This window comes from Lysinibacillus sp. FSL K6-0075 (genome assembly GCF_038592945.1).
GTDB lineage: Bacteria > Bacillota > Bacilli > Bacillales_A > Planococcaceae > Lysinibacillus > Lysinibacillus fusiformis_F.
The window spans coordinates 4,242,544-4,265,491 of record NZ_CP151947.1 but is presented as its reverse complement, the minus strand read 5'-3'; the positions used below and the strand labels follow the sequence as shown (position 1 = coordinate 4,265,491).

Annotated in this window: 21 protein-coding genes and 1 riboswitch; of the genes, 16 read left to right on the top strand and 5 right to left on the bottom strand. The window is 37.9% G+C overall.

Annotated features, from left to right (window positions below):
* The first annotated feature begins 106 nt into the window (after nt 1-106).
* Complete coding sequence (locus MHB65_RS21325; RefSeq protein ID WP_342441640.1) at nt 107-760, top strand: restriction endonuclease subunit S; 654 nt, start codon at nt 107-109, stop codon at nt 758-760.
* Between the two features lie 45 nt (nt 761-805).
* Here MHB65_RS21325 and MHB65_RS21320 read toward each other — a convergent pair whose 3' ends face one another.
* Entirely contained in the window at nt 806-2,479 is a 1,674-nt protein-coding gene (locus MHB65_RS21320) for a ribonuclease J (protein ID WP_342441639.1), read from the bottom strand.
* Between the two features lie 290 nt (nt 2,480-2,769).
* On the bottom strand, nt 2,770-3,264 hold the full coding sequence (locus MHB65_RS21315) for a L,D-transpeptidase family protein (protein ID WP_205445672.1): 495 nt from the start codon (nt 3,262-3,264) through the stop codon (nt 2,770-2,772).
* Between the two features lie 605 nt (nt 3,265-3,869).
* Here MHB65_RS21315 and MHB65_RS21310 point away from each other — a divergent pair.
* From MHB65_RS21310 to MHB65_RS21290, 5 genes are all read left to right on the top strand, one after another.
* Complete coding sequence (locus tag MHB65_RS21310; protein ID WP_342441638.1) at nt 3,870-4,079, top strand: hypothetical protein; 210 nt, start codon at nt 3,870-3,872, stop codon at nt 4,077-4,079.
* 14 nt (nt 4,080-4,093) lie between these two features.
* Nucleotides 4,094-4,291, top strand: a complete 198-nt coding sequence (locus MHB65_RS21305; protein WP_342441637.1) for a gamma-type small acid-soluble spore protein — start codon at nt 4,094-4,096, stop codon at nt 4,289-4,291.
* Between the two features lie 78 nt (nt 4,292-4,369).
* On the top strand, nt 4,370-4,558 hold the full coding sequence (locus tag MHB65_RS21300; RefSeq protein ID WP_342441636.1) for a cysteine-rich CWC family protein: 189 nt from the start codon (nt 4,370-4,372) through the stop codon (nt 4,556-4,558).
* Between the two features lie 102 nt (nt 4,559-4,660).
* Complete coding sequence (locus tag MHB65_RS21295) at nt 4,661-5,245, top strand: DUF305 domain-containing protein (protein ID WP_342441635.1); 585 nt, start codon at nt 4,661-4,663, stop codon at nt 5,243-5,245.
* A 287-nt stretch (nt 5,246-5,532) separates the two neighbouring features.
* Complete coding sequence (locus tag MHB65_RS21290) at nt 5,533-7,284, top strand: methyl-accepting chemotaxis protein (protein WP_205445666.1); 1,752 nt, start codon at nt 5,533-5,535, stop codon at nt 7,282-7,284.
* Between the two features lie 605 nt (nt 7,285-7,889).
* On the opposite strand, the gene MHB65_RS21285 is transcribed toward MHB65_RS21290, so the two are convergent.
* Nucleotides 7,890-8,483, bottom strand: coding sequence for a metallophosphoesterase family protein (locus MHB65_RS21285; protein WP_342441634.1), 594 nt, complete (start codon nt 8,481-8,483; stop codon nt 7,890-7,892).
* A gap of 243 nt (nt 8,484-8,726) precedes the next feature.
* On the opposite strand from MHB65_RS21285, the gene MHB65_RS21280 reads away from it, so the two are divergent.
* The 9 genes from MHB65_RS21280 (at nt 8,727) to MHB65_RS21240 (ending at nt 21,346) form a co-directional block, all read left to right on the top strand.
* The gene (locus tag MHB65_RS21280; protein ID WP_342441633.1) at nt 8,727-10,223 is read left to right on the top strand and encodes a long-chain fatty acid--CoA ligase; all 1,497 of its coding nucleotides are present in this window, start codon (nt 8,727-8,729) and stop codon (nt 10,221-10,223) included.
* Between the two features lie 134 nt (nt 10,224-10,357).
* On the top strand, nt 10,358-11,443 hold the full coding sequence (locus MHB65_RS21275; protein WP_342441632.1) for a C39 family peptidase: 1,086 nt from the start codon (nt 10,358-10,360) through the stop codon (nt 11,441-11,443).
* 59 nt (nt 11,444-11,502) lie between these two features.
* The gene (locus tag MHB65_RS21270; RefSeq protein WP_342441631.1) at nt 11,503-12,735 is read left to right on the top strand and encodes an ATP-grasp domain-containing protein; all 1,233 of its coding nucleotides are present in this window, start codon (nt 11,503-11,505) and stop codon (nt 12,733-12,735) included.
* Nucleotides 12,732-13,433, top strand: a complete 702-nt coding sequence (locus tag MHB65_RS21265; protein ID WP_342441630.1) for an amino acid racemase — start codon at nt 12,732-12,734, stop codon at nt 13,431-13,433. Before MHB65_RS21270 ends, MHB65_RS21265 begins: the two co-directional genes overlap by 4 nt.
* Nucleotides 13,434-13,656: 223 nt before the next feature.
* Complete coding sequence (locus MHB65_RS21260) at nt 13,657-14,805, top strand: DEAD/DEAH box helicase (protein ID WP_205445659.1); 1,149 nt, start codon at nt 13,657-13,659, stop codon at nt 14,803-14,805.
* A 1-nt stretch (nt 14,806) separates the two neighbouring features.
* Nucleotides 14,807-16,036, top strand: a complete 1,230-nt coding sequence (locus MHB65_RS21255) for an aminopeptidase (protein WP_342441629.1) — start codon at nt 14,807-14,809, stop codon at nt 16,034-16,036.
* Nucleotides 16,037-16,067: 31 nt separating this feature from the next.
* Nucleotides 16,068-16,970: a GDSL-type esterase/lipase family protein gene (locus MHB65_RS21250; protein ID WP_205445656.1), complete on the top strand. Its 903-nt coding sequence runs from the start codon at nt 16,068-16,070 to the stop codon at nt 16,968-16,970.
* Nucleotides 16,971-17,111: 141 nt separating this feature from the next.
* Nucleotides 17,112-18,269: an exonuclease SbcCD subunit D gene (locus MHB65_RS21245; RefSeq protein WP_205445654.1), complete on the top strand. Its 1,158-nt coding sequence runs from the start codon at nt 17,112-17,114 to the stop codon at nt 18,267-18,269.
* Nucleotides 18,266-21,346, top strand: a complete 3,081-nt coding sequence (locus MHB65_RS21240) for an SMC family ATPase (RefSeq protein ID WP_342441628.1) — start codon at nt 18,266-18,268, stop codon at nt 21,344-21,346. The genes MHB65_RS21245 and MHB65_RS21240 overlap by 4 nt, the downstream gene beginning before the upstream one ends.
* A gap of 41 nt (nt 21,347-21,387) precedes the next feature.
* Here the strand turns inward: MHB65_RS21240 and MHB65_RS21235 are convergent, their stop codons facing one another.
* Entirely contained in the window at nt 21,388-21,510 is a 123-nt protein-coding gene (locus tag MHB65_RS21235) for a hypothetical protein (RefSeq protein WP_279381306.1), read from the bottom strand.
* 55 nt (nt 21,511-21,565) lie between these two features.
* A complete protein-coding gene (locus tag MHB65_RS21230) occupies nt 21,566-21,889 on the bottom strand; it encodes a DUF4870 domain-containing protein (RefSeq protein ID WP_205445651.1) in 324 nt (107 codons plus the stop codon).
* A 127-nt stretch (nt 21,890-22,016) separates the two neighbouring features.
* A riboswitch (TPP riboswitch) is annotated at nt 22,017-22,124 on the top strand.
* Nucleotides 22,125-22,258: 134 nt separating this feature from the next.
* Here MHB65_RS21230 and thiT point away from each other — a divergent pair.
* Nucleotides 22,259-22,819 carry an energy-coupled thiamine transporter ThiT gene (gene thiT / locus MHB65_RS21225; protein ID WP_205445649.1) on the top strand — a complete coding sequence of 187 codons (561 nt, stop codon included), beginning with the start codon at nt 22,259-22,261 and terminating at the stop codon, nt 22,817-22,819.
* Nucleotides 22,820-22,948 lie beyond the last annotated feature (129 nt).

Sequence of the window (22,948 nt, the reverse complement as noted above, 5' to 3'; positions counted from 1 at the left end):
AATACTTTTCATCAGACAAATGACCTAAATAAAAAGCTAGGTATAATGCGTTAATGAAGATTGTATTAAGGGTATTAATTGGGACAGAGGATTGGAGGGTTCATACATGGTGAAGCAGTTTTTTTTAGAAGAAATAGCAAAAATACAAATTGGTCATTTGATTGTGAATGATCAATGTTTTACTAGGGAAGATACTCCTTTTATCACCGAAGAAATGCTAATGCAATTATTGAGAGAAGATGATTTTAGTCAAGTGCCAAAGGTTGATCACACAGTTGATTCATTTAATTTGTCAATCGTGCCTGCTAAAAGCATTCTTCTAAATAAATTTAATTTACAGGAAACCTTGATTTATCAATGTAAAAAAGCTGTGTGTATCGGTCAGGATATCATTGCCATTATTCCGAATGAATCCATTGTTGTCAGTGATTATTTATTTCACTTTTTTAAATGGTTTCAAATAAATAAGGAGAGACGTAATATCTTTCGTTTAAGAATTGTATTACCTCCTCTTGATATTCAGCATAGAGCAGCTCAATTATTAAATGCTGTTCAACATTTATTAATGAATAAAGATTCTTTAGTCGCAGCGATAGAGGACCTTCCACAGTATTTCAATAATATTTCAAACCAAGTAAATCAGCATTCAAAAAACTTACATCATAGCTTTGAACAGCTCCAACATGTATATGCTGATATGTTACATAAAGTTTTTAATGGAGATTTTCTAAATGATTCTTTTCAAAGGTTGAGCAATTAACATAAGTCGGTGCAAAATGGATTGGACAATCCTTGCACCGACTTATTAAATTTCAATAATAATCGGTAAAATCATTGGCTTTCGTTTGGTTTGGGTAAATAAATATTGTCCAACAGCTCTTTTAATTTCCCGACGTAGGACATGTATTTGCTGTCTGCTTTCTTCTTGAAGCTCATTTACGATTTCTTTGGTAAGCACATTGACCTTAGTTAACAGTGCCTCGAAATCTTTAGCATAAACAAAACCACGTGAAATGGTATCAGGTTCTGAAATAAAAGAACCATCTGCTTTATTGAGTGTTAATACAATAACAAGCATTCCATCTTCTGAAAGTTGCTTGCGATCACGGAGGACAATTCCCTCTACTTCACCTATGCCAATCCCATCAACATACGTATCACCAGCTGGAATTTTACGCGTTTGCCTTGCCTTCGCATTTTCAATGTCCACGACATCTCCATTTTTCATAATAAAGGTATGTCCCTTTTGAACACCAATAGATTCCGCTAATAAACGATGTTGATGTAACATGCGATACTCACCATGAATAGGGATGAAAAATTTAGGCTTCATAAACGTCAGCATCAGCTTCAAGTCTTCTTGATGACCATGTCCTGAAACATGCATACCTGTATGACTGGAAGAACCATAAATCACCTTAGCACCAAGCTGAAACAAATTGTCTACAATACGAGAAACGCCCTTTTCATTACCTGGAATCGGAGAAGCGGCAAGAATGACTGTATCATCTGGCAGAACTTTTACCTCACGATGGTTGCCATTTGCTAATCGAGCAAGTGCTGCAAGAGGCTCGCCTTGGCTACCTGTGCAGAGGACCACGACTTCTTCTGGGGGGAGGTATTTAACTTCTCGTGCATCAATTAACAGATCTTCTGGCACAAATAAATAACCTCGTTCAATCGCAACATCCACAACATTGACCATGCTGCGCCCAACTAAAGCTAACTTCCTATTGGTGGCAATTGTTGCATGTACGATTTGTTGGATACGATTAACATTTGAAGCAAAGGTAGAGATGATTACTTTCCGTTCAGCATGTAAAAAGGCTTCCTCAATATGATGCCCTACCAGTTGCTCTGAGGGTGTCAAACCTGGTCTTTCTGCATTTGTACTTTCCGAGATCAGAACTAGCACACCCTTTGAACCGATTTCCGCCATTTTATGAATATCAGCAAACTGGTTATTAACGGGCGTTAGATCAAATTTAAAGTCTCCCGTATGGACAACATTTCCTTCAGGAGTAGCTAAAACGATTCCTAAACAATCGGGTATACTATGATTGGTTCTAAAGAAATTAATATCAATTTGTCCTAAATGTAGAGCTGAGTCAGCGTGAATTTCAATTAAATCCGTTTCTCTCAAAAGCTTATGTTCCTTTAGCTTTAATTCAATAAGTCCGAGAGTGAATCGAGTAGCATACACAGGGACATTTAATTTTTTTAGTAAATAAGGAATCCCACCAATGTGATCCTCATGCCCATGTGTGACAATTAATGCCTTAATTTTTTCCTTATTATCAAGTAAATACGTAATATCAGGAATGATAAGATCAATTCCAAGCAGGGTTTCATCTGGAAATTTTGCTCCGCAATCAATAATAATTATGTCATCTGCATATTGTACTACATACATATTTTTACCAATTTCATTGATGCCACCTAGGGCGAAAATGGATAATAACTGTTTACTTGTGGACAACGTATTCCCTCCTATAGTTTTAAATAAAGCTATCAAATAATTGCTTTTGCCATAGGTAGTATAGCTTTTAGCATTTCATCCTATACGAAATTTGCAATGCTTAATCTTACTACTATGAGATGTAGCATTATGAAAACGTTTTAAGAGAATGGGGAGGATTGAAATTTAAAGCTCCGATGGCGGATTATATGTGGCGGGAAGAGCAATACTATTTAACGAAGCTTGCGCAGACTAGAGGATAAGATAATGAAAACAAGAGGCTATCTAATTTGTATAGATAGCCTTTTTAGTTAGGGATGAATCACTACTTCTGTACCGATTGGCACAATACTGGCAAGCTCTTCAACATCTCGATTATGCATACGGATACAACCATGTGACACAGCATGCCCAATAGAGCTAGGATCATTTGTGCCATGAATTCCGTAGTGTTCTTTAGAAAGACTCATCCACATCGTGCCAAAAGGACCGCCAGGGTTTGGCGCTTTATTAATGATAATAAAACTACCTACTGGTGTTTCGTGAAGCATGCGTCCAACTGCAATAGGGTATTGTTTTTGAAGGATATTGTTTCTATATAAACGTAGCCAGCGATTATTGGTAGAGATCTCGATACGGTAAGGAATTGTCTCGGGGTCGGGCAAGCCAGGGATGACGATTTGTTGACCAATGACAAGATGATCAGGCTGAATTCCTGGGTTCGCAGCGATAATGGATGCTAAAGGTGTACGGTAATCTTGAGAAATTTGAGCAAGGGTTTCACCAGCTTTGACTGTATGAATCAATTATTGTTCCCTCCAATGCAAAGGTTTATTGCTCTACTATATGCATCATATGTTTTATGTAATTTTAGGAATGCAAGGTTTTTCAGTTTTTGGACAGAATAAGCGGTGACATTGCAGGATTAAGGGGCATAAAGATGAAGGAATTTAAAATTACGTATTTTTTTGATGAGATACATTATGTACGAAGATTCATTTATCTTGATTCAGCAGAAAACGTCCACCTCTATAGGTGGTGAGATGAATGTAAAAATGTTCTCTTTGATTTAGTGGGTGTCCAAACACCAACTGAATCAAGATAAAAGCCCCAGCGGATGTCACAGATTTTGAAGATGAGCTTTTCGAGCAAGCTCGAAAAAAATCTGGACGCAATTACGCCTCAGCGTAATTGATATTGAATCGCAACAAGAGGCAGAGAAATTAGTGAAAAGTGAACGTGATCAATATATTTCCTTTACCGATAGTAGGGGTATATACCATGAACTGCACACAAAACATGTACGAGTTATTCAAATAGCTGAGTATCACCGAATTGATAAAAGCGCACAAGGGAAAGACACATAATCTGTCCAGCTTTACACACATTATAGGAAAAGGAGTGTGACAGAATGGATATCGAAAAAATACCACATGAAAAGAAAATGTTCATGAATTTAAATAGCAAGGACAAGCCTGACATGGTTGAATCAGATACAATTAGTCTTTTCGATTTGCATGAGGATATGCAAACTGTAGATGCCATTCCTATAGAGGAGCTCAATAAGCGAGTGAAAAGAGAAGGCGATGAATTGATTGAAATGCAGCAAGATGAATTATAGGAGGTAGAAATACAATGAATCATGAAAAAGAAGCCCAATTTACATCTGCAGGCACGAATATTAATGAAGTGAAGCAAAAAAATGCAGACGCAGGATTATCCTATAATGAAGTGAAGGCATTGTTAGCAAGAAGTGGTGGGCATGGAACATCCATTTATAGTGACACAAATACTGAAGAAGTAAAACAAGACATACACAAGCATCAACAATAAGCGTTTTGGGAGGAGCAAGGTATTGAGTGCTCTTCCTTTTTTACTTTACAATGGGAAAAGTAAAGGAGTTGTAGGAGCATGTCAACTGGAGAAATGAAATGTCCATTATGTGGGGGAGAAAATCATTGTGGTGTGGCAAAAGGCGAAAAAGAGTGCTGGTGTATGACAGTTAGCATTCCAGAACATCTGTTAAATGCAGTGCAGGGAGAGCCAAAAATATGCATTTGTTCTACATGTATAGATACATATAAGAAAGAGCAAGTATAATTTTTTACGATGATGATGGCTGGTAAAAATTGAGCAATTGGTACAATTGTCTATCGCACAACAACCTAGCAGGCATACATTACTCTGAAAGGAGTGTGTCTAATGGCTAAACCAATTGAACTCAGTAATGTGACTAAGGCATATCTAGAGGAATATCAGCGAATCCTCAAAAAAATGATGCAGGGTATGACCTATGTTACCATTACTTGTAGTATCTCAGAAAACTTTATTAAACAAATCCTCCCTCATCAAGTTGCAGCAATCCAAATGTCTGAAAATATTTTACGCTATACAACGAATATCCCTGTACAAAATCTCGCATTAGAAATCATTCGAACACATACAGAAATGGTTGAGAGTCTTGAAGCGATACAAAATCGTTGTTGTGTCGTGCAAAATTCAGAGTATGAATTATACGAGTATATGTGTGCTTATAAAGAAGTTACAGAAGCTATGTTCAATGCAATGTGTGCACCGCCAGTCTCCAACAGCATTAATATCAATTATCTGCGGGAAATGATTGTCCATCATCAGGGTGGTATACGACTGGCACAAAATGTGCTTAGATTCTGCATTTGTCAAGAATTAATTCCAATCCTACGATGCATGATTCAAACGCTATGTGAGCAACTAGAAGCCATGGAAAAGCTACTGGATAGCTTACAAAATTGCGATTGCGAGTGCTAGCACTAACGATAAGTTTATATGGGAAGAAGGCGCTAGGATCAAACGTGATTTTAGCGCTTTTTCTGCGTAAAGACAGTGTTTAACTAGGAAAATAAGAAATTGTCAATAAAGTGGACGAAAAAATAATAAAGTGTAAAGAATTAAATGAGAATCTATTTTTGTCTTTCTATTGTTGGTAAAATATATATGTTTTATTAGTTGAAGGTAATGAAGAGAGATCTATTATTGGCTTTAAAATATTGGTAATTTTATTTTACTTTAATTTAATACAACTAGGAGTGGGAGCAATGTTCAAAAGGAAGAAGATTAATCAAAGTTATGATTATTTCTCGGCTACAAAAAATTCAGACATCGAAACAAATGAACGCTTTAAAGAAAAATTAGATTTCCTTGCTTTATCAAGAATTAGAAGAGAATCTGTTGGGTTTTTACGTAAAATTTACGAGAATAATCGACAGTATATACTCGATAATTTTTATGCTCGTCTACTGGAAATTCCAGAGTTTAATCATGTCATCAATACACATTCAACAGTAGAGCGCTTGAAAGGGTTGTTTGATTCACATTTTATTAGCTTATTTGATGATGAATTAGATTTAGATTATGTCTTTAAGCGACGTAAAATTGCCTATGTTCATGCTCGAATAGGGGTACTACCGAACTGGATGATTTCTGCCTATACACTGATTAACCAATTAATCATTCCGCTTATTGTTAAAGAACTATCACGTGATGAAGAAAAAATGCTGGATGTTTTATTGTCCTATGATAGTTTAGTAACAATTGATCAACAAATCATTTTAGAGACCTATATTGAAATTCAAGCAGGATCTGTTGTCAATGGGTTAGGGGAAATTATTACTTATAATACACAGTTAGATACCATTAAGGAACTGATTGAATTTCAAGAGATTCAGCAACAGGAGATTGTTGCAGCAGATCAATTAATGCATGAGTTAGACGAGAGCATTGAAGAAATTGCCACATCAGTTGGTGATATCTCAGAGCAAACAAAGCATGCCTTTAAAAAATTAAATCAGGATTTGGAATCATTGCAACAAGTATCATCTATTTTACAGACAACCGATGAAGGCCATAAATCAATGCAGGAAGATATTAAGCGTTTAGTTGAACGTGTAAATAGTGTAGCGAAGTTGATGGAATTAATTAAGAAAATTGCAGATCAAACAAATTTATTGGCTTTAAATGCATCGATTGAGGCGGCTCGTGCTGGAGAAGCAGGGAAAGGCTTTGCGGTTGTTGCGGAGGAAGTTCGTAAACTTGCTGATGATACAAGTACATCTGTTAAATCTATACATACAGATATACAGGAGCTACTTCATATTACCCATAATATTAGTTCATTGACGACTCAATTTTCACAAGATTTACATCAAGGTGTTACAGATACCTTATATATTTCACAGACGCTAGCAGAGCTGAATAAAAATTTACAGCAGCAAGGTGCCCGCTTTGAGGAAATAGCCACAACGACAAAGGTACAAGCACAATCTGCTACAACTATTTCTGAACGTAACCATACAATTACGGAGAGTATGCAAAAAAGTAAGGTAATTGTTTTTGATATGGGCTCTGCTATTTATAAGTTAAGTAAAATGATTGATGGATATCGATCCACGACGATTTCTAAAAACTTTATTATTAGCCAAGAGGATATTATTGAATTAGCCATTACTGACCATCTATTGTGGAGATGGAAAATCTATAATTTGCTATTAGGCTTTGAAACGATGACGGAGCAGGATGTAGGGTCTCCAAAAGAATCTCGCCTTGGCGAATGGTATTACGGCACAGGAAAAAAACTGTTAGGTAATGAGCGTGTCTACGCAGAGTTAGAACAGCCATTTATTCACGTTCATGATATTGCAAAAAAAGCAGTCCGTGAATACAATGTAGGCAATAAAACGGGCGCTGAAAAATACCTGAAAGAAATTACGGATGAATCGTATGTTGTTATTGAAAAATTAAAAGCGTTAAAGGAAATTTTATTGAGCGAGAAGAAGCAATATATTCATTAGAAAATTGAGAGCAAACTAGTATGTAGACTAGCTTGCTCTCATGTTGTTGAAAAAAGATCATGTCACTAGCAGAAAAAGACCTTTTAGCAGGGTGAGGGGTTGATTTCCGTTCCGCCAGCGTCCTTTCCAGGGGGCGTCCGATGAGCCGCTTCACTCACTAACGTTCGCTCCAGGGTCTCCTCTGTGACGCTAAATCCCCTAGGAGTGACGCTGGCTCCACTCCAATCAACCATTCTGCAAAGTGTCTTTACTTTTTTTCATAATCAAATCGCCTATTATCTGTATTCTTAGAGGGGATAAGCTCTTATTTTCAGTGTGGAGAAGTGATGCGTGACAACACCTCTTCATAAAGAGTAGTGAGCACCTTCACTTTATTTGAATACCTATGCTAAAAAGTCAGTGGGTTGAAGTGGAAGGCTACTTGACTCCCGTGGGATAGCGAGTCAGGCGAAGCCCTGCACGGAGCGGTAGCGGAGGAAGCGATTCGGCGCTCGCCCACAGGAAAGCAAGCAGCCTGCAACGGAAATCCATTTCTACCTTTCAATTGACTGTTTTGTTTTTCAACACTAAAAGAGCAAGCTAGTTTATAGAACTAGCTTGCTCTTTTATAGATGAATAGGTGGGACACACATAAATGTCACTGTTCGGTTTTTGCTATCATAAAGACACCATTCACGGTGATTGATAACAGAGCCTACATTAACGCCATATTGTTTGTCCTGTAATGCAATAGGCTGCCCATAGCGAATACGAATCGGTAACTTTTTTTGCTGATGATAAAGGCCTGATTCGTGACTATGCCCGAAGAAAAATAATGGTTTTTGAAAAGGTGGGAATGTTGGCTGCCAGCTTACATTCCACTTAAATTGATGTCCGTGCATAAGCGTGGCGCCATCAATCTCCATTGTCTCAGGTAAAGCTTTAAAACGTTCGATGCCAGTAACCTGCGTAATGCGTTCTTCTTGATTGCCTCGTATTGAGGGGAAGGTTAGTAGTTTTTCAAATTCACTTTCTACTATGGCCGCCTTTTGCAAAGGTAAGCCAGATAGGGTTTGTGCCTTTTTCTTACTGACAGTGCATTCATATAAATCACCTAACCCGATGATTTTTGCTTCTTCTGCTGTTTGTTGAATATGAGCTAGAACAGCTTGAGTGTCTTCTATATTAGAATGTAAATCTCCTAAAAGTGCATAAAGCATTTAAACCCGGCCTTTCCTTAAAATGATCGTACAAGTATCATACACCCAATAGAAATTGCTAGAAAAGTAAAATGTCTAAGAATATTTCGTTACTTCAATTACATATTTTGATTGTGTGGAAAAATTGCCAAGAAATTCATTGCTTGTTAAAATATAATCATAATTTTCTGAATTTTAAGAAGTTTAATAGTTTCCCATTCGTGTCTTTTCCGTAATAAAAAATGAATGTATGGAGGGCTTATAATGACGATGTTTATGACAGAGATTCTAGAAAACTATGCAGGGCAGCAACCAAATGCAATTGCAACATTGTATGATGGAAAAACGTTAAGCTATCATGATTTTTATCAACGTGTAGAAAGATTTGCGGCTTACTTGCAGGAACAAGATTTTGAAAAAGGTGATGTGATTGCCTTATATACGCTCAATTCAGATTTATTTTTAATCGCTTATTTAGGTGTCCAATTAGCTGGATTTATTGTGATGCCTATTAACACTAAATTAGCTGCTCCTGAGGTTGATTTTATTTTTAATCATTCACAAGCAAAAGGCTTAATTTTTGATGAAAGATTGACACAGGCATTAGAGGACGTTTCTTATTCATTCCAACATACGATTGGATTTCAAGAAATGAAAAACATAATAGAATACGACAAACGTGAAAGAAAAATTGTGCAATTGGAGGCTCATGACACAGCTGTGGTCATGTATACATCTGGTACAACAGGTAAACCCAAAGGCGTTATGCTCACACATCAAAATATCGTGGCTACCGCAGATATATGGTCGTCTTCTATGAATATGTCTAGCAAGGATAAGATGTTTATTTGTACGCCATTGTTTCATTGTGCAGGTCTTCATGTTTTTGCTATGCCTATGTTTTATCAAGGGGGAACAGTAGTCATTGAAGAAGCATTCTCACCAACTAAAACGTTAGCTCAAATTGCAGCTACTGAGTCAACCATTTTCTTTGGTGTTCCATCTATGTATACCATTATTTTAAATACTCCTGAATTCAAGGAACATAGCTTTAATCATTTACGTTTATTATGTTACGGGGCTGCCCCAATGCCTTATGAGCTCGTAAAGCAAGTGAAAGAAGCATTTCCAAATGTAAAGGTTCAAAATCTTTATGGTCAAACTGAAAATTCACCTGCAGCTACCTCTTTATTAGATACGGATGCATTGACGAAAATTGGCTCAGTTGGAAAACCATTAGCACAGACAGATGTACGTGTAGTTGATAGCGAAGGAAAGACCGTACCAGCTGGCGAGGTCGGCGAAATTTGCGTAAGAGGACCACAAGTAATGAAGGGCTATTTGCGCAATCCAGAGGAAACAGCAAGAGCGATTAGAGATGGCTGGCTGTACTCAGGCGATTTAGGACGTTTTGATGAGGAAGGCTATTTATATATTGTAGATCGAAAAAAAGATATGATCATCCGTGGTGGAGAAAATATTTACCCAATCGAAGTAGAAGAAGTTCTATATCAAATGTCAGAAATTTTAGAAGCAGCAGTGGTTGGATTGCCACATGAAGTATATGGAGAAGTACCAAAAGCATTTGTGGTGTTGAAGGAAGGCAAGTCTCTCGATGAAAATTCGATATTATCCTATTGTCAAACACGACTTGCCAAATATAAAGTACCGTATGAAATAGAATTTTTAGCAGAATTGCCACGCAATGCCTCTGGTAAGGTACTAAAGCATACATTACGGCCGAAAGTGACAACGATTTGAGTCGGTTCAATTATTTCTCAGCATAAATGTTATCCAAATTTTTAAGTTTACTTGAAAAGAAAGAGTCTTGTGTACTTGCCGCTCGCTTTCGGTACAAAAAATAGGTGCTGAATCAAGATAAAATAGGAACGGCTATGAAAGTATCGTATAATAGAGTCTACGACAAATTGAATAAAGAGAATGGCGAAGGGTTTGCTCTTCGCCTTAGAATAGGAGCGGAATTTGTCTTGTGGACGGGGTATAAACGCCTTTTACTTATTGGCATTTTGATTATTATGTTACTTTCAGGCTGTCAGCCATTTTCACAGCAAGATGCTGAACAAAAAAATCAATTAACAGTTTTAACAGTAGAATTTAATAGCGGGGCACCTATTCCAAATCTCTTCCTCACGGTGACAGACGTACAAACAGGTGATGTAGTGGAAGAAGCAATTGGTTCAGAAGAGGGAGAGGCTGTATTTTCGAAGCTAAAGGCAGGGCGAGAATATGCAATTGCAGCAACGACACTTGAAAATAGTTCGACAAACAATAATGGGTATACGACAATCGAGAATTTCACATATGATACAACAAAGCCATACTATCGTTTGCAAACACACTTTTTAAGAGACGAACAGGAGTTAGATGTCCCTGTTGTCATGCAAAACCCTGAGCTTCCACATGGCTGTGAAATTACATCACTCACAGCCGTATTAAATTATTTTGGAATGAATGTGTCAAAACTTGAAATGACTGACAAGTATTTACCAAAGCAAGAAATACGCACAGCGGGCAATCAACGTTTTGGACCAAACCCAAATGAAGCTTTTGCAGGTAATCCTCGTGATAAAGCGCGTGGTATGTATGTTTTTGCTGCCCCAATTGTCAAAGCGGCTGAGGCAGTCATTACAGATAAACAAGCTGACTTACATGTCAAAAATATGAGTAACGCCTCACAAGATGATATTTTACAGCTTGTTCGTGAAGGCATTCCTGTTGTGACATGGGTGACGCTAGATTTATCGAAGCCTAAACGAAATGCAGAAAGAGGCTGGATTTATAAAGGTGAAACAACTCCACATGATGCTTTTATGAACTTACATGCAGTCGTCTTGACGGGGCATTTAGGTGATAAAGTAGTCGTAATGGATCCTTTAAAAGGGTATGTTACTTACAATGTCGATCAATTTTTCAAAAGTTATCAGGAACTAGGCAAACAGGCTGTAGCTGTTCATAAATAAATAAGCTACAAATCGTTAGTATGTTACACTAATAAAAAAGTAAAAGTGAGTTGAGTAGAATGGCCATTGAGCACGTTTTTTTACCGGTTTTACTTGGAGATGAAATGAATGCTTATGGCATGGCCAGAGCATTTTACGAGGCCTATGGTGTGAAGCCACTTGCACTAAACCATACGAACATGGAAAAAATTCAACAAAGTGATTTATGGACTTTTCGTGAGATACCGCGACTTCATATCGAAGAAAGGTTTGTGACCGCGTTAAAAGCCATTGCGGAGGAGTTCCAAGACAAAAAATTACTGCTATTAGCTTGTGATGAATTTTATGTCAAAAAAATCGTAGAACATAAAGAGGAGTTAGCAGAGGATTTTCTAGTTCCTTATGTAGACGCCACACTTGCACATCAACTTTTAACTCGTGAAAGTATGTATGAACTATGCGCACAATTTGGTTTTCAATACCCTGCAACACATGTATGCACGGTGAATGATTATGAAGACTACGACATGCCATTTGATTATCCAGTTGTCATTAAGCCAATGAATATGACAAAATATGCTACATGTATTTTTCCTGGTAAGAAAAAAGTATATATTGCATATGATAAGGATGAAAAGGACAGTATACTACGTGCTATCTATAAAGAATCAGCTTATCGAGATGATCTGATGATTCAACAATATATTCCTGGAGAAGATGCTAATATGCGTGTTGTGAATGCGTATATTGGACAAGATGGGAAGGCAAAACTTCTTGCGGTGGGTAACCCCATTTTAGAAGAGCATTCTCCAGAAGGCATTGGGCGTTATGTAGCAATCATGACAACCTATCATCAGGAATTAATGGATAAAGTGAAGTCATTCCTTGAAGCGATACAATTTCAAGGCTTTGCCACATTTGATATGAAATATGATGAACGTGATGGTCAATATAAATTGTTGAGTATTGAATTACATAATGTACTTTCCAATTATTATGTGACGGCCAGTGGCTATAATTTAATGCAGTATGTCGCGAACGATTTTGTTCGTGGAAGTAAACAATCACTAACATATGTGAAGAACAAGCATCTTTGGACCATTGTGCCAAATGGTGTGCTGTTCAAATATGTACAAAATGAACAACTAGTCATTGAAGCGAAAAGTTTAATACGTCAAGGTATGGCTACAGATTCTATTTTTAATTATAAGGATATGAATGCAAAACGTTGGTTGAATGTCACGCTTGATAATTTAAGCTTTTATCGCAGCTATAAGAAATATTTTAATAATAAAGGTCTGTCTAACACATGAAAAAACAAACTTTAGGAATAATTGGTGGCGTTGGTCCACTTGCAACAATGTTTATTGGAGAAATGATTGTAAGACGTACGAAAGCACAAAAAGATCAGGAGCATTTACATACCATCATTGATAATGATACAAATATTCCTGACCGTACGGCTTTTATTTTAGATAATACAAAGGATAATCCAGTTCCAGTTATTATTGAGGATGCAAAAAAACTAGCTGCGGTAGGAGCAGACATAATTGCTATCCCATGTAATACGGCGCATACGTTTTATCATGAAATTGAAGAAGGTTCTCCTATACCTGTATTGCATATGATTCGCGAAACAGCGAAGCGTGCTGCTGATTTAGGAGCGAAGCGTGTTGGTATTTTAGCAACAACAGGCACCTTAACATCACGGATGTATCAGGAAGCGCTTGAGGAGTTTGGTATTACACCCGTTGTTCCAGACAATGAGATGAGATCATATGTGATGACGATCATTTATGATTACGTCAAGGCTGGGAAGGATGTTACGTTAGAAGACTGGCAACCAATAGAAGAGGCGATGTTAGCATTAAATTGTGATCGTATTGTATTAGGGTGTACAGAGCTTTCTATTGTGAATAGAGATTTGAAGCTAAGTGACATTTATATTGATTCATTAATCGTTTTAGCTGAATGTGCCATTTTGGCTTGTGGTTATGAATTAGTCGATTAGTCGTTGAATGAATTGAAAAGAATCTGCTTGCTTTTCACGGGTAAGCTACAATTCTTGAAAGAGTTGTGGACAGGCTTACTTTTTCGTGTCGAGTGAAGCAGATTTTTTATGAAAGGAAGCAATGTTTTCTTGAAACGATTAGATAATTGCTTTCGTACATATAAAGTAGGAACCTACGGAGTGTGTTAAACTAGTGTCAAGTAGATAGAAGGTGGGAAATAACATGTCAGTCATTAATTTATTAAAAGAAGAAATACAAGCAAAATGGAACTTTGAAACACCCATGAAAATTCAAGATGAAATGATACCAGCTATGCTTGAGGGCAAAGATATTGTAGCAGAATCTCCAACAGGATCAGGTAAAACGTTAGCATATGTCTTACCATTATTAAATAAAGTGAATGGGGCAAAAAAGCAAACACAAGGACTGATCGTAGCTCCCTCGCAAGAGCTTGCTATGCAAATCGTAGAAGTCATTCGTGAGTGGACAGCTGGCACAGATATTACGGTTCAGCAGCTGATTGGTGGTGCCAATTCTGCTCGCCAAATTGAAAAGTTGAAGAAAAAGCCAACGATTGTTGTTGGAACACCTGGTCGTTTAAACGAATTAGCACGAGCAGGAAAATTAAAACTAAAAGAAGTCGAAACGGTTATTTTAGATGAATGTGATCAATTACTAAGTCGTGAATACCGTGTTGTTATCAAATCCTTTATAGAAGGTTCTGCCTATGGCCGACAAGTTGTTGTTGTTTCGGCTACTATTACAGAGGAAATTGAATTAGTGGCAAGTCGTATGATGTTTGAGCCTCTACGTTTTAAAATTAAACCTGAGGATATGTTAAAGGTCGGTAAAGTTGTTCATTCTTTCTTGAAAGTAGAAGAACGCGATAAAACGGATTTCCTACGCCGACTTTCCCATACAGAGGGCTTAAGAGCGTTGGCTTTTGTTAATAATATTGATCAATTATTAATGAAGGAAACAAAACTACAATACCGTTCAGCACCGATTGTCACACTCCATTCGGATATGAAGAAAGAAGAACGTAAAAAAGCGTTAGATGCATTCCGTAAAGGAGACGCACGTATTTTAATTGCGACAGATATTGCAGCTCGTGGTTTAGATATTGCTGGTTTAACACATGTTATTCATGTTGATGTCCCACGAACAATTGAGCAGTATTTGCATCGTTCTGGTCGTACTGGACGTGCGGGAGCAGATGGTGAAGTATTAACGTTATTATCTTATCGTGATGAAAAAACCTATAAAAAGTGGACAAGGGAAATTCCAGGCAAGCCTGTGCAAAAAATATGGCATGATGGCGAGCTAATTGAAGGCAATTCTAAAACAATTGGACAGAAGCGAGGGAAATAGTATGACATTTGAAGAGAAATTACAGGCATATGCAGAGCTTGCAGTAAAAGTGGGTGTTAACATCCAACCAGGCCAGTACTTATTAGTCAATACATCTGTGGATGCTTTAGATTTTGCCCGTTTAGTTGTAAAAGAGGCTTATAAGGCTGGTGCAGGCCGTGTTCATGTAAACTTTTCCGATGATGAATTGGATCGTGCTTATTTTGAGCATGCTTCCGAGGAGGAATTTAATCGCTTCCCTGAATGGGTTGTGAAAATGCGTGATGAACTTATTGAACGTAAAGGGGCTCTACTATGGATTGATGCAGCAGATCCTGATAAGCTAACAGGAATTCCTGCAGACAGACTCGCAACACATCAAAAAGTATCAGGGGCAGCATTGAAAAACTATCGCAATGCAGTCATGAAGGATTTAATTGCTTGGTCCATTGTAGCCGTTCCTTCAGCTAAATGGGCGGCAAAGGTATTCCCTCAATTAACAGAAGAGCAGCAGGTGCCTGCATTATGGGAAGCTATCTTTAAAACGGTGCATATCGGGGAAGGCAATGCAGTTGACAATTGGCGTCAGCATGTAGCTAATTTAGAATCGCGTGCAGAGCTTTTAAATAATAAAAAGTATGCAAAGCTTCACTATACGGCTCCTGGTACAGATTTAACAATCGCTTTAGCACCACAGCATAAATGGCTAACTGGTGGTAGTAAAACACCAGAAGATAATGTCTTTGTGGCCAATATGCCAACAGAAGAAGTTTATACACTTCCAATGAAACAAGGTGTAAACGGTTATGTTAGTAATACTAAGCCATTAGTTTATCAGGGCAATATCATCGATGGCTTTAAATTAACATTTGAAGAGGGCAAAATTATTAAGGCAGAGGCTGAAGTAGGGCATGATTTATTGCAAGAGCTTATTCAAGTAGATGAAGGCTCAAGCTATTTAGGCGAAGTGGCACTTGTCCCTCATGAATCACCAATTTCAGCGTCGGAGATTTTATATTTCAATACGCTATTTGATGAAAATGCTTCAAACCATTTAGCTATTGGTGAGGCATATCCGACTTGCTTAGAAGGCGGTAGAGACCTAGAAAACGGCCAACTTGAGGCATTGGGTGCCAATATTTCTGTGACACATGAAGACTTCATGATTGGCAGTGGTGAAATGGACATTGATGGTATTTTACCGGATGGTACGGTTGAGCCCATTTTCCGTAAGGGTAGCTGGTCTTTTTAATCTTTAGACGAGAAGAAACGGAGGAGAGCAGATGAAGCGATTTTGGAGCTTGTTAGGTATAACGATATTATCCATGACATATTGGACTTCATCTGCTTTTGCTCAAACGGAAAACTATGTGGCGATTGGAGATTCCTTAGCTGCTGGTCAAACACCCTACCAAGAAATTGATGCAGGGTATAGTGATTTGATTGCCATGAAATTAAGCTCGATCGGTCAATTATCATTTTATACAAAAGAACTTGCTTTTCCTGGCTTTACTACGGCAGATGTATTAGAACGAATCCAATCTGAGGAAGCACAAAATTTATTAGCAAATGCGACACTTATTACGGTTTCGGCAGGGGCCAATGATTTATTACGTCTTGTCCAAGTGAACCCAAATGCAGGGACCTTAGCTTTTTCACAGCTTCAGGCAGATTACGCTTTAAATTTGGCAAGAAAAAATATGATATCGATTTTGGATGAATTAGAAGAACGTGCGCCTAAAGCAAAGATCTATGTCATGGGCTATTATTTTGCTTATCCAACAGTTCATCCGACGCAAAAAGAAGGAACCAATGCTCAGCTAGTTAGATTAAATACGATTTTACAACAACAAGCAGAACAAGCTGGAGCGGCTTATATAAATGTCTATGACGCCTTTGGATTGAATGCGACCAACTACTTACCAAATAGTGCTGATGTCCATCCTAATATCGAAGGCTATCGTCAAATGGCTAACTCATTTTTACGGGTTTATAGTGGTAGTGATGCTTTAAACATCTCTTCATTAGAATTACCAGAGCCAAATCCCATATCATTTGAGGAAATCCTAAAGCAACAATCGTCAGTGAAACCTCAGAAGCAAAAAGTGGCACAACATCAAACTTCTCTTACGACTTACGTTATTCAGGGATTCCCAGGATATAAGGCATTTATCAAATACATCTAAATAACCGATATCTAAGGCATCTTACCTAATAAGATGCTTTTTTCTATGAAAACCAATTTTGGCTAGAACTACTAAACCGTTAGAAAGCACTAGATAGGGAATAGTCATGCTAAAATATAGAGAAGACTAGGAGGTACAAGAATGAAAATATTTCATACAGCAGATTGGCATTTAGGAAAGCTTGTTCAAGGTGTCTATATGACAGAAGATCAACATGATATTCTTCAACAATTTATACAAGCGATAGATGAGGAAAAACCAGATGTAATTATCATCGCAGGTGATTTATATGACCGTTCGATGCCTCCTATTGAGGCAGTTAATTTATTAAATGATGTATTAGCGAAAATAGTATTAGAGAAGAAGATTCCTGTTTTAGCAGTGGCGGGAAATCACGATAGTGCAGGACGTTTAAATTTTGGCAGTCGTTTAATGAGGGATAGTGGTTTATATATCAAGGGCCAATTTACAAAAAATCATGCACCTATTGTTTTGAATGATCAACATGGAGAAGTACATTTCCATCTAGTACCCTATGCAGAGCCAGCTGCCATTCGCAACATCTTTGAAGAAGAATCAATCCGTTCTCATCAAGACGCCATGCAAAAAATTATTGAGCATATCACGGAAGACATGGACACAAGTAAGCGACATGTTTTTGTTGGACATGCCTTTGTGACGAAGTATGGTGAGGAAGAAGCCAATACAAGTGATTCCGAGCGACCACTTTCCATTGGAGGTTCAGATTGTGTAAATGCAGCTTTATTTAAACCTTTCCACTATACGGCACTTGGGCACTTACATAAGGCACATTTTGTCTTAAACGAAACCATTCGCTATGCAGGCTCTCCATTAAAATATTCGTTATCTGAACATTTACATGAGAAAGGCTTTTTAATCATCGATTTAGATGAGCAAGGTAATAGCACAGTAAGTAAAAGAAAACTTGTGCCAAGAAGAGATTTACGAGTAGTAGAAGGTCAGTTGGAGGACTTATTAAGGCAAACACCAAGTGAGGACTATGTATTTGTTAGATTGACGGATACAATATCTGTGACTTCACCGATGGAACGCATTCGTAGTGTGTTTCCGCACGCTATGCATGTGGAACGTAAGGTGCTAAGGCAAGATGCGCCACGTGAACTACAAGTGGTGGAAGCTGAAAAACTAGAGGATATTGATTTATTCCGTTCATTTTTCACCGATATTATTGGCATTCAGCCAGATGAAGATACGGAACGTCTTTTCACAGAGATGCTACAGGAATTATTAGATGAGGAGCGAGAGACAGTAAAATGAAGCCATTAAAGTTAACAATTACTGCATTTGGTCCATATAAAGACACGGAAGTAATTGATTTTCAAGAACTAGGAGAACATCGATTGTTTGCTATTTCTGGTAAAACTGGTGCTGGGAAAACAACCATTTTCGATGCTATTTGCTATGCTCTTTACGGATCAGGCAGTGGGGAGGATCGTCAGGATACAGCTTTACTGAGAAGCGGCTTTGCTCATGATGATGTCTATACAGCTGTAGAACTCATCTTTGAAATGCATGGAAAAGTCTATCAAATCGTAAGACAGCCAGGTCATATTAAAGAAAAAAATAAAACGGTTACTGGGAAGAAAATAGAGCTAGCTGGAGTAAAAGAGGGAAAGCTTGATTATAGTATTGTAGAAAAGCAGCAAACCCTTGAAGTCGATAAGAAATTACATGAAATTATAGGTCTCACAAAAGATCAATTTAGCCAAATTGTGATGTTACCTCAAGGTGAATTTCGTAAACTATTAACCTCTGATTCTACAAATAAAGAAGTAATTCTACGGAAAATCTTTAAAACAGATCGTTTCGGCGTCATGGCAAAAAAGCTTGATGCCAAACGTAAAGAGGCAGAAAGTGACCTTGAGCGTGCCAAACAATTAAAAGAGCATTTACTTGGTCAAATAGTCGGCGCTTTACCACAACGTTCTTCCTCTTTATTCACATTGATTGCTGATAATACGGGAAATTTACATCAGCTGACGCAGGCACTTGATGAGGAGTTTAGCTTCTATAAGAAATGTATAGAAAATGAACAGCTACAATACGATGAAGCTTATAGCCTTCATCAAAAAGAGCAAGAATATTATCGCTTAGCTAAAACGCTTAATGAACAATTCGATGAGCAAGCTAATAGACAGCAACGACTACAGATGCTGTTACAAGAGCAGGATAGATACCAAGCAAAGGAGCAGGAGATCGCTTTAGCAGAACAAGCAGAGCGACTTGTGCAGCTAGAACAACAAGGCAGGGATTTACGTGCTGAACTGAACGTAAAAGAACAAGCCTTTCAACAAGCGAAAGTTAAACAACAGCAGGCAGAAGAACAGTTGCAAGGTGCACAAGAAGAATATGCAGTAGAAGAGGCTAAAGAGCCTGAACGTCAGCAAATCTTACAGCAGGAAATGCAGTTACAGACGTTATTGCCCAAATTTGAAGCGTATGAAAATAATGTACAACAGCTGCAAATAGCGGAGCAATATGTTGAAACAGCAAAACGAGCAGTAATTGATAACCTTATGCTTTTGGAAAAAGAACAAGAGCAATTGAAGCATTTTTCTCAAACGGTGGAGGGCTATGAAAAACAGGGTGAGCCATATGAAAGCTACTTAGAACAGTTACCGAAACTACGGGAACAGGTAGCTTTAGTCAAGCAGGTTGAGAAATATAAAAATACAGTAGAGTTAGCAAAGCAGGATGTAGCCGCTTCAGCTATTCTCTATCAAGAAAGCAAAGAGGCACTTCAGCTATTGCAGCAACGGTGGTTGACGAGTCAGGCTAGTATTTTAGCCAAACAGCTGAAGGAGGGGGACCCTTGTCCTGTCTGTGGTAGTATGACTCATCAGAAAGCACACAATGAGCAACTGGAAGTTATCGAGCTTGCTGAAGTAGAAACATTAAGAGCGAAGGCATCTTCAGACGAGCGTAAATATCTAGAAAAAGAGGCATTTTTAGCATCTGCACAACAACTTCTTCAAGATGCATGTCAACAACTTGAGGCACAGCATATTAAACAAGAAGACCGAGCACAGATCACCGCTACTTTACATGAAGTGGAGAAAGAAATTGCTACCTTAAAAATTATTCATAACCAATTAGCTGATTTGCGATTAAAAATAAAACATCAGCATGATCGAATAGAACAGCTACGAAACAAGCAGAGCAAACTAGAGCAATATTTAGCGGAGCAGATGAAAGAATGGACAGGATTACAAGCGGTTGTAGAAGAACAGCTGAAGCAGATGCCAGCTAACTTACCAACTATACAGCAATTAAAGCAACAACTTACTGATGTCAGCAAACAGAAAGAAAATCTGCAAAAAAGATGGCAAGCGAGTCAAGAAAATTTGCATGTGGCAAAGGAAGCGGCTAGCAATGCAAAATTAACTGTAGAAATTGCCAAACAGTCTTTTGAGGAATTACAGCTCAAAATGAATGAAAAGCTTCAGCAATTTTCAGCAAATATGCAGGAAATAGGTTTCAATAGCTACGAGGAATATGCTACTGCCAAACGGAGTGCCATGCAATTAGATGCCATTCGAAAAACATGCAGCGACTATGCTTTACAAGTACACACTTTGCAAATCCAAATTACCGAAGGGGCTACATATCTTCAAGGGAAAGAGAAGCAAGATTTAGTGTTGATGGAAGCAAGGGTAGAACAGCATCGTATTTCCTATGAGGAAGCATTTAAACGTTTGCAACAGATGAATGGCTTTGCACAAGCATGCCAGGGCTTTATTGAAAAGGTAGAAGAAATAGCGAGAGAGCTTCAATTACTTGAACAGGAAGCAGGGCGAGTAAAGGAACTCTATGGATTATTAAATGGACAAAACGCGAAAAAGCTATCCTTTGAGCGTTATATACAAATTAATTATTTAGATCAAATTACAGAAGCTGCCAATATACGGCTGTATCATTTATCAAACGGTCAATTTGAGCTCAGACGCTCAGATAGATTGGAAAAGCATGCAAAGCAGAGTGGACTTGGTCTTGATGTTTATGATGCCTATACGGATCAATTACGAGATGTTAAAACATTATCAGGAGGCGAAAAATTTAATGCTTCGCTAAGTCTTGCTTTGGGAATGGCAGATGTGATTCAAAGCTTCCAAGGTAATATTCATATTGAAACGATGTTTATTGATGAAGGCTTTGGTTCACTCGATGAGGAATCACTAAATAAGGCAATTGATACATTAATTGATTTACAGGATTCTGGTCGTATGATTGGCGTTATTTCTCATGTACCTGAATTGAAATCTGCGATGCCAGCAGTTTTACATGTAGAAAAAACATTGAATGGACATAGTCAAACACATTTTGAAGTGAAATAAAACGAAGGCGTATTTCCGAAAAAAAGGAATACGCCTTCGTTTTATTTTTTTCGAGGTGTGGCTGTAGGCGTTGTTCCCTTTTTTGCAGCCATTACTTTTCTGACGATAGGAATAACAATCGGTGCTAACTTTACGGCGGTTTTCACAACGTTTGATACTTTCATCCAAAAACAGCTCCTTTTACAATTACTACTACCTGTTTCTCTTAAAAATAAAACATTAACGGATAACGCGAACAGCCTGAATAATATTCCAGATCACAATACCAAGTGAGACGAGGGCATAGATGGCGAATGAAGCAAACCAAATAATCATCACTGTATTATTACTGGAGGTTGGATCTAAACTAAATGTGGAAAAAACAAAGACAATAAAGAACAGGATGCCAAAAACAAAAGGAATTAAATGAGAGACAAGTGCACGAATCGAATGTTTTTTTACATCACTATCTTTTGTCACAATGTACACAATTAATGGAACGATGAAAGGGGCGAAGAAAATACTAAGATAACTAAAGGCAGCTAAAATTTTTTGATTCTCCATAGTTGTACCTCCTTTTTTAATATTTACGCATGAATAATAGCAAAGTTTCAAAAAAATAATGTATGGAAGAGGTTGTAATCCTCCTATCCTTTGCGTACAATGAAAATGTTCAAATAAATTCAGATGTAACGACCACAAGGGGAGCTGATGATGTCAGCTGAGACTGGGCACGTAATGCCTTGACTCTTCGAACCTGTAAGTTAACGCTTGCGTAGGGATGTGGATAGAAACCGACACTTGTACGATGTGAGGCTCTGTCCTGGCATCGTTTTTTTCATTCTTGGGGGAAAATGGTGTCAGAAAGAGACATATCAGTGCATTTCTATTCCTGCTCTTGTATCCTACATCGGAACAAAGGAGAGAATATGTATGGACAAAAAAAGACTGTTAATGCTAGTGGAGATTGCGATATTTGCAGCGATTGGGCTAGTACTTGATCAGGTATCCTTTAAAGTATGGGCACAAGGTGGCTCAGTTAGTCTTGTCATGGTACCTATTATGTTAATCGCGTTTCGTTGGGGCCTAGTAGCTGGGCTAACAACGGGACTACTTGTGGGTGTTATGCAAACAATGTTTGGTTCCTATATCGTGCACTGGCTACAAGGATTACTAGATTATGGTGTTGCTTTTACAGTTGTAGGATTAGCGGCAGTTGTACGTGGACCAGTGTTGGACGCTGCTAAACATATGAACAAAACAAAAATGGCACTTTATATTATAATAGGTACCGTTTTCGCAGGCTTCTTACGATACGCGGCACATACAATTGCTGGTGCTGTATTTTTTGCAGAATATGCTGGCGATCAAAATGCTTGGATCTATTCCATCATCTATAACGGTACATATATGCTACCAGCAACTATATTAACGGCAATCGTTGGTGTTCTTTTATTCACAGCCGCTCCACAATTAATGCAAAGAAAAGCTTAATGCAAGTCCCTTCACATGAGTGGGGGGACTTTTTTATTGTGAATAGCTCTTTTAGCACTTTGCAAAGTAGGAAAGCATACAATATTTAAAGCGTTTATCGTTATACGCATAAAAAGTTATGTTATATTA

Coding starts and splice junctions, on each gene's coding strand:
- MHB65_RS21325 (WP_342441640.1), top strand. CDS start 107: ATGGTGAAGCAGTTTTTTTTAGAAGAAATAGCAAAAATACAAATTGGT.
- MHB65_RS21310 (WP_342441638.1), top strand. CDS start 3,870: ATGGATATCGAAAAAATACCACATGAAAAGAAAATGTTCATGAATTTA.
- MHB65_RS21305 (WP_342441637.1), top strand. CDS start 4,094: ATGAATCATGAAAAAGAAGCCCAATTTACATCTGCAGGCACGAATATT.
- MHB65_RS21300 (WP_342441636.1), top strand. CDS start 4,370: ATGTCAACTGGAGAAATGAAATGTCCATTATGTGGGGGAGAAAATCAT.
- MHB65_RS21295 (WP_342441635.1), top strand. CDS start 4,661: ATGGCTAAACCAATTGAACTCAGTAATGTGACTAAGGCATATCTAGAG.
- MHB65_RS21290 (WP_205445666.1), top strand. CDS start 5,533: ATGTTCAAAAGGAAGAAGATTAATCAAAGTTATGATTATTTCTCGGCT.
- MHB65_RS21285 (WP_342441634.1), bottom strand. CDS start 8,483: ATGCTTTATGCACTTTTAGGAGATTTACATTCTAATATAGAAGACACT.
- MHB65_RS21280 (WP_342441633.1), top strand. CDS start 8,727: ATGACGATGTTTATGACAGAGATTCTAGAAAACTATGCAGGGCAGCAA.
- MHB65_RS21275 (WP_342441632.1), top strand. CDS start 10,358: ATGAAAGTATCGTATAATAGAGTCTACGACAAATTGAATAAAGAGAAT.
- MHB65_RS21270 (WP_342441631.1), top strand. CDS start 11,503: ATGGCCATTGAGCACGTTTTTTTACCGGTTTTACTTGGAGATGAAATG.
- MHB65_RS21265 (WP_342441630.1), top strand. CDS start 12,732: ATGAAAAAACAAACTTTAGGAATAATTGGTGGCGTTGGTCCACTTGCA.
- MHB65_RS21260 (WP_205445659.1), top strand. CDS start 13,657: ATGTCAGTCATTAATTTATTAAAAGAAGAAATACAAGCAAAATGGAAC.
- MHB65_RS21255 (WP_342441629.1), top strand. CDS start 14,807: ATGACATTTGAAGAGAAATTACAGGCATATGCAGAGCTTGCAGTAAAA.
- MHB65_RS21250 (WP_205445656.1), top strand. CDS start 16,068: ATGAAGCGATTTTGGAGCTTGTTAGGTATAACGATATTATCCATGACA.
- MHB65_RS21245 (WP_205445654.1), top strand. CDS start 17,112: ATGAAAATATTTCATACAGCAGATTGGCATTTAGGAAAGCTTGTTCAA.
- MHB65_RS21240 (WP_342441628.1), top strand. CDS start 18,266: ATGAAGCCATTAAAGTTAACAATTACTGCATTTGGTCCATATAAAGAC.
- MHB65_RS21235 (WP_279381306.1), bottom strand. CDS start 21,510: ATGAAAGTATCAAACGTTGTGAAAACCGCCGTAAAGTTAGCACCGATT.
- MHB65_RS21230 (WP_205445651.1), bottom strand. CDS start 21,889: ATGGAGAATCAAAAAATTTTAGCTGCCTTTAGTTATCTTAGTATTTTC.
- thiT (WP_205445649.1), top strand. CDS start 22,259: ATGGACAAAAAAAGACTGTTAATGCTAGTGGAGATTGCGATATTTGCA.